An 11,340-nucleotide genomic window follows, 5' to 3' on the forward strand; every position below is an offset into this window, starting at 1 on the left:
GGCGCCTGCGGGTCATGACCGAGAATCTAGCCGAGGCGTATGTCTCCTTAGTCCTTCGTCATGAGGACGGCCCCGGAGAATGGGCCGGTCGCATTGGCCCAGACTGCAACCTCGGCATCCTTCACCTGGCGTTCGCCCGACTCGTTGCCGCGCAATTGCCGCACCGACTCGATGCAGAAGTTCGCGCCGTGCCGGCGTCCCACGTTGCAGGCGCCGCCATCGGTGTTCACTGGCAGGCTGCCGCCAAGGCGGGTCGCGCCGGACTCCACAAACGGCCCGGCCTCGCCTTCCCCGCAGAAGCCCAAGGCTTCAAGCCACTGGAACACGATGATCGTGAAGCCGTCATACAACTGAGCACAATCCACATCGGACGGCTTCAGGTCGGTGCGCGACCACATCAGCTCCGCTGCGTGGTACGGCGAGTTGCGGTTCATGTCGAGCACCTTCTCAAAGCCCGCCGGCAGGATGTCGGTGGCTGAGAGCGAAGCTGACTCGACGAAGACCGGCTGCTTGGCGAAGTCGCGTGCCCGCTCCTCTGTGGTGAAGATGATCGCGGAGGCCGAGTCCACTGGGTAGTCGCAGTCGAGAAGGCGCACCGGCTTGCTCACGTACCGTGAGTTCAGGTAGTCGTCCATCGTCAACGGGTCACGCATGAGCGCATCTTCGTTCAGCACGGCGTTTGCGCGCTGGGCGATCACATGCGCGCCGAACTGCTCCTCGGTGGTTCCGTAGCGCTCCATGTGCCGCTGCGCGGGAAGCGCGGAGATGGTCTGGATGGGTGTTACCGATCCGAACGGCATGGTGAACTGAGAGTCTCCGCCCACCCGCATCGGTCCCTGCACGGAGTCGCGCTCCTGGGCACTGCTCAGACGCTGGTTGATGACGCGCACTGTGAGCACCGTGTGGGCCTGGCCGCTCTGGATTGCGGCGATCGCCGAGATCGCTGCGTGAATGTAGGCCGGTCCACCCTGATCGGAGTTGTAGAAGCTGATCGGCATGATCCCCAGCATCTGAGCCACATCGAGTGCATCGATGAAGTCCAGGCCCGGGGGCTCCGCGCCAGCGACGCCGGCGTGCAGCACGACGCCGTCAATCTGGTCAGCGGTGATGCCGCAGTCCCTCATGGCCGCCACGGCAGCCTGGGCAACCAACTGGCGGCGGTTCAGGCCGGTGCGCCGACCGGTCGTTGAGTAGCCGACGCCGATGGCGGCGACGCGATCACGCTTGGACATGCAGTCCTCCTCGGGAACTGGGTGGGTGCGCCGGTCAGGCGAGTTTGAAGAGCGGGAGCGTGAGCCCGGGGGCCACCTCTTGGAAGGTCACCTGGACGGGCATGTCGATCCGGATGTCGTCGTTGGGGTAGTCGATGAGGTTGCTGGTAATGCGAATGTTCTCGTCCTCCTCAAGGGCCACGATGATGAGGTTGTACGGCACCTTGTCGACGTAGTAGGGGTGGAACGGCTGCACGGTAGTGGTGTGCGAGTAGATCGTTCCGCGGCCCGAGACCTGCTTCGGCGCGAGGTGGTCCATCGACAGGCACTTGGGGCAGATGGGTCGCGGATAGTGGATGTAGGTGTCGCAGGCGTCGCAGTGCTGGATGAGCAGGCGATGGTTTGCCACGCCCTCCCAGAAGAACTCCGTGAGTGTGTTGGGCTCAGGGACGGGGGGATATTCGGACGCCGTGGCCGAATCGGGGATGGTGATGCTCGCGTCAGTCATCGTGCGTTCCTCCGCATCAGGGGCTCTACCGGCAAGATCTGCATTGACTCCTGCACCGGATCGGGGTCAACCTACTGTGGCCGCGAGGCAGCGCGCAGGCTTTCCCACAGGAGGAGCCGGCAGCACCCGCGCCTTGACTCGGCGCCGCCGACCGAAAGACGAAACCTGTTGATGTACAAGGGCTTGGTGCAGTGGGGCGGGACTGCTCAGTCTGCCGTCATGAGGAACGCCCCGGAGAAGGGACCGACCGCGTTGGCCCAAACGGCGGCCTTCGCGTCCTTCACCTGACGTGCGCCCGACTCGTTACCGCGCAGCTGACGCACCGATTCGATGCAGAAGTTCGCGCCGTGCCGACGGCCAACATTGCAGGCGCCGCCATCGGTGTTCACTGGCAGGCTGCCGCCGAGCGCTGTTGCACCGGAGGCGACAAACGGGCCGGACTCGCCCTCGCCACAGAAGCCGAGTGCCTCCAGCCACTGGAACACGATGATCGTGAAACCGTCATACAACTGTGCGCAGTCCACATCGGAAGGCTTGAGATCGGTTCGTGACCAGAGTGTCTTCGCGGCGTGGTACGGCGAGTTGTGGTTCATGTCTGCGATCTTCTCGAAGCCACCGCCGAGTACCTCGGTCGCCGAATGCGCTGCGGCCTCCACGAAGATGGGCTTCTTCTTGAAGTCGCGTGCTCGCTCCTCGGTGGTGAAGATGATTGCCGAGGCGGAGTCCACCGGGTAGTCGCAATCGAGTAGCCGCATGGGCTTGCTCACGTAACGCGAGTTCAAATAGTCGTCCATGGTGAGCGGATCGCGCAGAATCGCTTCGTCGTTCAGCGCCGCATGTGCGCGCTGGGCGATCACGTGAGCACCGAACTGCTCCTCTGTCGTGCCGTAGAGCTCCATATGCCGCTGCGCAGGCAGCGCGCCGATGTTGTTGGGGCCATTGAGCGACCCGAACGGCATGACGAACTGCGCGTCACCGCCCACGTAGGTCGGCTGTGACATTTCAGCGCTCAGTTGTCTGGTGTTCAGACGCTGGTTGATAACGCGCATCGTGAGCACCGTGTGCGCCATTCCGCTTTGGATCGCGGCGATGGCCGAGATGGCGGCGTGCACGTAGGCGGGGCCCATCTCGTCGGCGTTGTAGTAGTTGAGCTGCTTGATGCCAAGCATCTGACCCACGTCAATGGCATCGGTGCGGTCCAAGCCCGGGGGCTCTGCGCCAGCGATGCCAGCGTGCAGCACGACGCCGTCGATCTGGTCGGCGGTGATGCCGCAGTCGTTCATTGCGGCGACGCCCGCCTGTGCCGCCAGCTCGCGACGAGAAAGGCCCAACCAACGCCCGGTGTCTGAGTAGCCGACGCCGATTGCGGCGACGCGATCACGCTTTGCCATGCAGTCCTCCTTGAGATCTAAGTGAGTGCCGCCGGTCAGGCGAGCTTGAACAGCGGGAGCGTGAGCCCTGGGGCCACTTCCTGAAAAGTCACCTCGACGGGCATGCCGATGCGGATGTCATCGTTCTCAATCCCGACCATGTTGCTCGTGATCCGAATGTTCTCGTCCTCTTCGAGGGCGACCACGATCAGGTTGTACGGCACCTTGTCGACGAAGTACGGGTGGAAGGGCTGCACGGCAGTCGTGTGCGAGTAGATGGTGCCCCGCCCCGACATCTGCGCCGGCGCCAGATCCTTCATCGACAGGCAGTTCGGGCAGATCGGCCGCGGGTAGTGGATGTAGGTCCCACAAGCATTACAGCGCAAGATGAGCAACTGGTGGTTAGCCGCACCCTCCCAAAAGAACTCCGTGAGCTTGTCGACCTCGGGGATGGGGGGATAGTCGGACGCCGTTGCCGACTCGGGGATGTTGATGCTCGCATTGCTCATCGTGCGTTCCTCCGCATCAGGGGCTCAGCCGGCAAGATCTGCTTGGACGCATGCGCCGGACCTGCATCAACGTACTGGGCCGCGCCGCTGCGCGCAGGATTTTCCAAGTGCCGGTGAATCTCGTGGCAGTTGCGTGCCAAGAGGGGCGGCTCAATAGCCTCAACTCAGCAACTTCAGGGATTGCTTACCGTCTGATTGACACTGGTGGGCTCGTTGGTGAGGAGTTCGGCGATGGAAGCAACTCTGCAGCCGCCACAACGCACAATCGTTTCTGCAGTCACAGTTGATAACGATTGCCCGCGACCAGCACTTGTTCGCGTGCGTAGCCCTCGCGCCGAGCGTGGTCAACCCAGTAGCGTGCGCGGCGGCTGTCAACGGATTCTTGGAGCGTGATGGAGCAGGACGCCGGGGACGCGGCTCCTCGGGCACGTTTGGCGATCTGGCGTACCGGGCTGACGTTCTGGTCGTCATCAGCCGATGCGCCGCGAGTGCGCCGACCAACTGACGTCATTCTCGCCATCGCCGGTGTCGTCCTGCTGGCCCTGTTGACCACTGCCTCACCAGGACCCACTGAAGTCGACACCAAAGTCGCCAAAGCAATCGAGTTATTCCCCGGGCTGCTGACTTGGCTTTGGCAGTCGATATATGCCGCCGCCCTGCTCTGGACGTTATTGCTGATTCTGGCTGCGCTCGTGACTCGCCACCGCAGAGTGCTCATCAGCGAGCAGCTCGGCGCAGTAGTGCTGGCCCTGGGCCTGGGCGGCCTCCTTGCAGTGTGGGCGGGTTCATCGTGGAGCGAAGTGTGGTCGGCAATAGCAACGCAGGACGGCGGCACGCTGTTTCCCGCAATCCGCTTCACAGTGATCGTCGCTGTCGTTGCCGTGGCAGGACCGCACCTCACGCGTCCCTTTAGGCGACTGGGGAACTGGCTAGTTCTGCTGGGCGGTGTAAGTGCGCTGTCACTTGCCATCGACACTGTGCTCGGCCTGCTCACTGGGCTGGTTCTGGGCGTCACTGTCGCGGCCGTGGTGCACCTGATCGCTGGCTCGCCTGGCGGGCACGCACCCCTTGAGCAACTGAAGGCTCAACTCGCCGATCTCGGCGTGGACATCTTCGACCTGCACTACGTCGATGAACCCGGACACCTATCTGTCGTTGCCAAGGCCTCGGACACCCACGGACGCCCGATACTCATTCAGGTCTACCGGCGCGATTCATGGGAGGCCTCTCTGGCTGCCAGCGTGTGGCAGCGGCTCTGGTACCGGCAGACGGCCGCCGGATCGATCGGCCGACAGCAGCGAGCAGAGCATGAGGGCTTCGTGACGATGGTCGCCGAGAGAGCGGGAGTTCCGGTACAGCCGATCCTCGCGGTCGGAACGCCATGGGGCCGCGACGCCATCCTCGTGCGCCGTGATGACGGAGCACCGCTGACCGATGACACGGGCCATGCGTTCGGCGAGGAGCAGGCCCGGGAGTCGTGGGAGACACTGAAGCGCCTCCACCGCGCGGGTCTGGCACACGGAGACTTACGGTCAACATCGCTCTCGATCGATACCGAAGGAGTGGTGCGGCTCACCGATTTCGCATCTGCGACGCAGGGCGCCAACGACACTGACCAGGCGGCAGACCGCGCGCACATGCTCGTCATCAGCGCGCTGCGCCGTGGGGTCGACGACGCCGTGCGCGTTGCACGCGAAGCGCTGGGCGACGCTGCTCTCAACACTGCGATGCCCTACCTGCAGACCGCCGCCTTCGACGCTGACACGCGCAACGAGATCAAGTCCGCAACATGGAAGCTCAGCGCGCTACGCGATGCAGTCACGGCAAGCACTGGTACTGAGGCCCCACCTCTAGAGAAGCTGCGGCGCGTCACGTGGTCGTCGATCGTGATGGTGATCCTCCTTGCCATAGTTGCTTACGCGATCATCGGCGCGATCGCAGGAGTTGGGCTGGACACCCTGCTCGCAGAGTTTCAAGGCGCGAACTGGTGGTGGGTAGGCGCGGCCGTGCTCTTGGCTGTGCTGATCTATGTCGGTCAAGCGATCGCGATGCAGGGCGCCAACGCCGACCCGTTGCCCTTCGTACCTGTTGTGGGCCTCCAGACATCCATGTCATTTGTGGGACTTGCCGTGCCTGCGTCTGCCGCCAAGATCGGCCTCACAATTCGCTTTCTCCAGCTCGTCGGTTCCAACCCGACGGCCGCAGTGATGATCAGCCTCATCAACTCGCTGTCCGGATTCGCCGTTCAGCTGCTGGTGATCGTGCTCACGCTTTTCACGGGGCTCGTGACGCTGACACCCTCGACGACCGGAGGCCTGGGCATCGGCTCAGCGCTGGCAAATATCAACTGGGCCACCGTAGGCATCTTGTGCCTATTCCTGATCGCGGCGGCAATTCTGGTCATCCTTCTCGTACCAAAGGTGCGAGCGTTCGTCCGAAACCGCACTGCCGAGGGACGTGACTCCCTGCGCGTGTTGCGTTCACCACGCAAACTCGCACGCATCGCTTTCGGCGCCGTGATGTGGAACGTTGTCGCCGCGCTCGTGCTTGGCTGCTCACTCAACGCCTTCGGCTACTCGGCGAACTTTGCCTCGCTGATTCTTGTCAACACACTGGTCGCACTCTTCGCCGGACTGGTCCCGGTGCCAGGAAATATCGGAATAGCGGAAGCGGCAATCACGGCGGGCCTGGTTGCGATCGGCATACCCGATTCAGTCGCGATGTCGACGGCGATCGTCTACCGCCTCGCGACCTACCTCGTGCCCGCGATCTATGGCTACGTATCACTGAACCTCATGCGACGCCGGGGCTACCTGTAATGAAGTGTCACCTCTTCGATCCACCCAGGAGTTGAACATCTCTAGTAAGAACGAACTGTTGTCGTAACAGAAGTTCGCCAATCTTTCGTGTTGACGAAACGGAGGACGGCTGTGTGCCAGGTGCGGATGAATCGCGAGGTCAGTGTTGGACGGGAGCGCCGTGGCACTTCTTCCACTTGCGGCCGCTGGCGCAGCTGCAGAGATCGTTGCGGGCGCGCTTGGCATCGCTGGCCGCGTACCAGTCGCGCAGCCCGGTGGCATCGTCACCACGGCGCAGCAGTCCCACCATGACCTTCATTGGCTCGTCGATGTGGCGGAAGAACAGCTGGTAGCCGTCGCAGAGGAAGTGCAAGCCGGGTTCACCTTCAGGTGTGATGCCAAAGCGATCCTTTGGACATCCACCGTTGCACGCGAACCGGACGTCACAGGTGCGGCAGAAGGAGGGCAGCGTGGACTCTTTCGCCTGGCCGAATGCCTGTTGCCCGCTGGAGTCCACCATCTGCAGCAGAGTCCGGCCTTCCGTGATGTTGCCAAGGAGGTACTCGGGCTCGACGTAGTGGTCGCATGAGTACAAGTCGCCGTTGTGCTCCAGCGCGACGGCTTCCCCGCAGGTGCGTGCGTGCACGCACATGCCTGATTGGTCCATACCCATCCAGTGGCCCAGTGATGTGTCGAACATCTGCACGAACACGTCTCCGACATCGTGGCGTCCCCACTCCTCGAAGACCTCGACGAGGAACCTTCCGTACTGTGTGCCCGACACCGAGCGATGGCTCGCCTGCACGCCTTGCTCGTGCTCCACGATGGGAATCAGCTGTACGAAGCTTGCACCAAGTTCGTCACGCAGGAAGGTGTAGACCTCGCGCCCGTAGTCGCCGTTCGCGGCATTGACGGTAGTGAGGGCGTTCCAATCCACGCCGTGACGCTTGAGCGCATCGAGGCCCGCGATGACACGGTCGAATGTGGGCTTGCCGCCCTTGTCGACCCGGAACGCGTCATGCATCGCTCGTGGTCCATCGATCGATACGCCGACCAGGAAACCGTGCTCGGCAAGAAATGCCGCCCACTCGTCGTCGATCAAAGTGGCATTGGTCTGCAAGGTGTTGAGGATCCGCTGCCCGGGTGCCGCGTACTGCTGTTCCAACTCCAGCGTGCGTCGGAAGAAGTCGATGCCCATCAGCGTCGGCTCGCCGCCTTGGAACGCCACGATCACCTCGTCTGAACCTTGCTGGGCTGCCAGTAGCTGGCTGATGTAGGCCTCATGCACTTGCGGATCCATACGGAAACCACTGCCCGGGTACAACTCCTCCTTGGACAAGAAGAAGCAATATTCGCAGTCCAGGTTGCAGATCGCGCCGGTTGGCTTGGACATCACGTGGAAGGAGCGTGACGGAGTCATCGCCCTTCGTAGTGACGTGGTCGTGGACTCAATCAAGCAGGAACCATCCACGCACGGTCGCCTCATGATCGACGTAACGCTCACCTGAGAGATCGACCACAACTTTGTCGATGGTCCCGCCGTTGAACAGGAAGGGAGCCTGGTACTCGGGCGTTACTGCCGAGCCGCTGTCGCGACCAACGGATATTCCATCGCCAGTGAGGCAGAAATAGCCGGGCTGTGTCGTGATCTCTGCCGCGCCTACCGGCTCCGCGTCGACGTACAAGGTCAGCGTGCCGACCGCGCCGGGCATCAGAGGGTTGTCGCTCTTGCCGGTGGCCACGAACTCTGCGACGCACAAGTGCTCACCTGGAGTCAGCTCGCGATCAGCGACGACGTCCTGCAGGTAGGTCCCGACCCAGTTGAAGGTGTAGCGCAGTCTGTTGTTCTTGACGTAGAGACTGTGCCCACCGGCCACGCCTCCAGCAGACCACAGCACGCCGCTCGCGTCCGGATCCTCGACGTTCACTCCAGCCGCAATCGCATACGACCTGCCAGCAATCATCGGTCCGGCAGATTCGGGCACATCTGCTCCGTTGGGGTAGAAGACGAACTGCTCGCGTGCGTCAGCGGCGCGCGGTCGCTCAGCGAGCACCTGCTCGAGAGCGGAGCGATCATCCAACGGCAAGCCGTGGTACTTGTCCGCGCATTCAAACCACAGAGCTGTCAACGACCTCAGCCGCTCCGGTTCCTGATCGGCGAGATTCTTGGACTGTGATCGGTCGATCTCCAGGTGGTACAGCTCCCACTCATCCTGGTCGAAGTGTCCCCAGCTCGACAACGGTGGATGCACGGTGCAAGCAAGCCAGCCTTCGTGGTAGATCGCTCGCTGTCCGAGCATTGTGAAGAACTGCGTGGACTTGCTGAGCGCCGTCGGATCCGTGATAGCTGCAGCGAAACTCTCGCCCTCCATCGGTAACTGCTCAAAGCCGTTGATCACGGTCGGTGGGGTGATACCCAGCAAGTCGTACAACGTAGGCACGACGTCAACAGCGTGCACATACTGGTGGCGCACTTCCTGACTGGCCGGGATCTTCGCGGGCCAGGAGATCAGACACATGTCTGCAGTGCCACCTTCATAGCCAGCCCAACGCTTCCAGTACGGGAATGGCGTGTCCAAGGCCCATGCCCAGCCGGTGTTGTAGTGGTTGTTGGACGCGGGCGTGCCCAACTCGTCGATGTGCTCCAGCACAATTTCCGTGGAGTCGGCGATGCCATTGAAGAAGCGCCACTCGTTGAAGGTTCCGTTGGGTCCGCCCTCGCCACTGGATCCGTTGTCAGAGACCACGACGATCACCGTGTTGTCCAACTCACCTGCCTGCTCGAGATGATCGATGATCCGCCCAAGGCGGTCGTCGTAGTAGGAGATGTAGCCGGCAAATACCTCGGCCATCCGCACAAACAGTCGCTTCTCATTATCGCTCAAGGAGTCCCAAGGACGGACCGTGTCCAGCATCGGCCACGCCTCACCATTTGGGCCGGTGCGGCTTGGCTCCCCGTGGGGGTTGATCTCCGACAGCACAGTGCCCTCGGGCAGCAGTCCCAACTCGATCTGGCGAGCCAGGATCTCGGGGCGCATTGCTTCGTAGCCGGCATCGAACACACCCTTGTAGCGGTCGGCCCATTCCAGTGGGACCAGGTGCGGTGCATGGCCGGCCTGCGGGGCGAAATACATGAAGAAGGGTTTGTCGGGGTCAATCGTCTTAGCATCCTGGATGAATTGGATGGCGCGATCAGAAAGGTCATCGGCCAAGTGGTAGCCGTCCTCGGGACGCGCTGGCGGCTCGATTGGGTGGTTGTCGTGCACCAAGTCCGGGTAGTACGAGTTGGTCTCCCCGCCAAGCCAGCCGTAGAACCGCTCGAAGCCGCGCCCCAAGGGCCAGCGACCCTTGTACGCGGCGACGTTGCACTCCTCACCGGGAGTCAGGTGCCACTTGCCGATGCAATAGGTGTTGTACCCACGTCCGGCCAATACCTCGGAGATGAGCCCGCTCTCAAACGGGATCCTGGTCGAGATGCCGGGGAAGCCCGACGCGAACTCCGCGATCGTGGCCATCCCGTTCGTTGTGGCATTGCGACCAGTCAGCAGGGACGCTCGAGTTGGGGAGCACAGTGCAGTGGTGTGGAAGTTGCCGAAGCGGATGCCACGGTCTGCGATGCGTTGCATCGTTGGCGTCTTGATCGGCCCGCCAAAAACGTCCATTGCGCCATAACCGACGTCGTCCCACGCGATCATCAAGACGTTCGGTGATCCCTTGGGAGCTTTGGGAGCCAGATAGGGCTCCCAGTCGGGCACGGAGTCACGGATGTCCAGCTCAATCTTGCCGTTGAACGCACTGCTCACATTGTCCTCATTCCCTCATTCATGCGTCGCAAGTCAAGCAGATACGAAAGGTCCACGCCTCATTCCAAAGGGGTGAATTTTTGGGCAACTTTCGGCGTTGAAATCGTCCCACTGACAGCGCTGACAGCCATGCAGCGTGAGACCATCGCAGACAAAATCCCCTGGACGTGGCCACGCGCGGACGCTAGGCGCCCCACAGTGTCCCGGGTCGGTCATCAATCCGTGATTGGCGGCGCGGGTCTCGGACCAATGCTGGCGCTGTCGGCAAAGCACCCGGCCTCAGTACACCACCAGATTACAATTCCAAGCCATGCTCAGGAAGCTTCCGACGGTCGTGTACGCAGCTGCACTTGTGACCGGGTCAGTGTGGCTCACGGCATGCTCGGCGTCGCCAGACGCTGCGCCCCAGACGGAGAAGCCAACAGTGCTCTTCTCCCTATCGGCCGACACGATGCGCTTGGAAAATCCATCGGGAGATGACGTGACGCTTGTGATGGAAGGAGTCGACCCGCACGCAATCTGGTTCACAGACCGGCCCGCCCGCAAGTCGGGCGCAATCACCACGGGCCGTCTGGCGGCAGAGTGGGAGGATGGTGACTCCTTCAACGAGGATCCACCGAACGCGGCGCTGGTGTTGCATCAGCCCGTGAAGGTCGGTGACGGCGCCACCGACACGTTGGTCGTGGAGATACTCGGTGCGGCCTACGACCCGAAAGAGGCAACCTTCCGAGCTGATCTCAAGGTGCTGACCAAGGAGCGGGCTGCCAGTCTCAAAGGCAATCTGGCCACACACGGGGGTCGCCACGATTTGGCCTGGCCGGCCAGCGCAGGCGCGGTGTCGCTCTTCATCGACTCCATCACCCTGTGCACGAATACCTCGACGTGCAACGAGAGTAGCCCGGCCAGCTACACGGTGGACCAGGCAATCTACTTCCACACCAACTTGTCGAATTAGCAGCACGACACAGGTGAAAGCGATGAGCCGAATTCGATGACAGCGCGGGCGGGTACGCCACAGCCAGAGTCGAGAGGGCGCGGTCGGGATCGACGGTCTCCCTCGAAATGCGAAAACCCTTGCTTTACCAAGGGTTTTGCGTGGTGGGGCGGGCGGGGCTCGAACCCGCGACGACCAGATTATGAG

At 62.3% G+C, this 11,340-nt stretch carries 8 protein-coding genes; 2 read left to right on the forward strand and 6 right to left on the reverse strand.

The window, feature by feature from the left end:
* Positions 1-47: 47 nt before the first annotated feature.
* From Q8M73_12305 to Q8M73_12320, 4 genes are all read right to left on the reverse strand, one after another.
* The gene (locus Q8M73_12305) at positions 48-1,232 is read right to left on the reverse strand and encodes a thiolase family protein (GenBank protein ID MDP2289333.1); all 1,185 of its coding nucleotides are present in this window, start codon (positions 1,230-1,232) and stop codon (positions 48-50) included.
* Between the two features lie 34 nt (positions 1,233-1,266).
* A complete protein-coding gene (locus Q8M73_12310) occupies positions 1,267-1,719 on the reverse strand; it encodes an OB-fold domain-containing protein (protein MDP2289334.1) in 453 nt (150 codons plus the stop codon).
* Positions 1,720-1,925: 206 nt separating this feature from the next.
* Entirely contained in the window at positions 1,926-3,110 is a 1,185-nt protein-coding gene (locus tag Q8M73_12315; GenBank protein MDP2289335.1) for a thiolase family protein, read from the reverse strand.
* A 35-nt stretch (positions 3,111-3,145) separates the two neighbouring features.
* Positions 3,146-3,598, reverse strand: a complete 453-nt coding sequence (locus tag Q8M73_12320) for a Zn-ribbon domain-containing OB-fold protein (GenBank protein ID MDP2289336.1) — start codon at positions 3,596-3,598, stop codon at positions 3,146-3,148.
* Positions 3,599-3,990: 392 nt separating this feature from the next.
* Between Q8M73_12320 and Q8M73_12325 the strand changes: the two genes are divergently transcribed.
* Entirely contained in the window at positions 3,991-6,417 is a 2,427-nt protein-coding gene (locus tag Q8M73_12325) for a lysylphosphatidylglycerol synthase domain-containing protein (protein ID MDP2289337.1), read from the forward strand.
* Between the two features lie 139 nt (positions 6,418-6,556).
* Here Q8M73_12325 and Q8M73_12330 read toward each other — a convergent pair whose 3' ends face one another.
* Positions 6,557-7,816, reverse strand: coding sequence for an anaerobic sulfatase maturase (locus tag Q8M73_12330; GenBank protein MDP2289338.1), 1,260 nt, complete (start codon positions 7,814-7,816; stop codon positions 6,557-6,559).
* 28 nt (positions 7,817-7,844) lie between these two features.
* Positions 7,845-10,199 (reverse strand): arylsulfatase, encoded by a 2,355-nt coding sequence (locus Q8M73_12335; protein ID MDP2289339.1) that lies wholly within the window; start codon positions 10,197-10,199, stop codon positions 7,845-7,847.
* Positions 10,200-10,509: 310 nt separating this feature from the next.
* On the opposite strand from Q8M73_12335, the gene Q8M73_12340 reads away from it, so the two are divergent.
* A complete protein-coding gene (locus Q8M73_12340; GenBank protein MDP2289340.1) occupies positions 10,510-11,154 on the forward strand; it encodes a hypothetical protein in 645 nt (214 codons plus the stop codon).
* Positions 11,155-11,340: the final 186 nt, after the last annotated feature.

The organism is Actinomycetota bacterium, assembly GCA_030684515.1.
Lineage (GTDB): Bacteria > Actinomycetota > Actinomycetes > S36-B12 > S36-B12 > UBA11398.

Bases quoted from the DNA above. Each gene is read 5' to 3' on its own strand.
- Q8M73_12305 (MDP2289333.1), bottom strand. From the start codon at position 1,232: ATGTCCAAGCGTGATCGCGTCGCCGCCATCGGCGTCGGCTACTCAACG.
- Q8M73_12310 (MDP2289334.1), bottom strand. From the start codon at position 1,719: ATGACTGACGCGAGCATCACCATCCCCGATTCGGCCACGGCGTCCGAA.
- Q8M73_12315 (MDP2289335.1), bottom strand. From the start codon at position 3,110: ATGGCAAAGCGTGATCGCGTCGCCGCAATCGGCGTCGGCTACTCAGAC.
- Q8M73_12320 (MDP2289336.1), bottom strand. From the start codon at position 3,598: ATGAGCAATGCGAGCATCAACATCCCCGAGTCGGCAACGGCGTCCGAC.
- Q8M73_12325 (MDP2289337.1), top strand. From the start codon at position 3,991: ATGGAGCAGGACGCCGGGGACGCGGCTCCTCGGGCACGTTTGGCGATC.
- Q8M73_12330 (MDP2289338.1), bottom strand. From the start codon at position 7,816: ATGACTCCGTCACGCTCCTTCCACGTGATGTCCAAGCCAACCGGCGCG.
- Q8M73_12340 (MDP2289340.1), top strand. From the start codon at position 10,510: ATGCTCAGGAAGCTTCCGACGGTCGTGTACGCAGCTGCACTTGTGACC.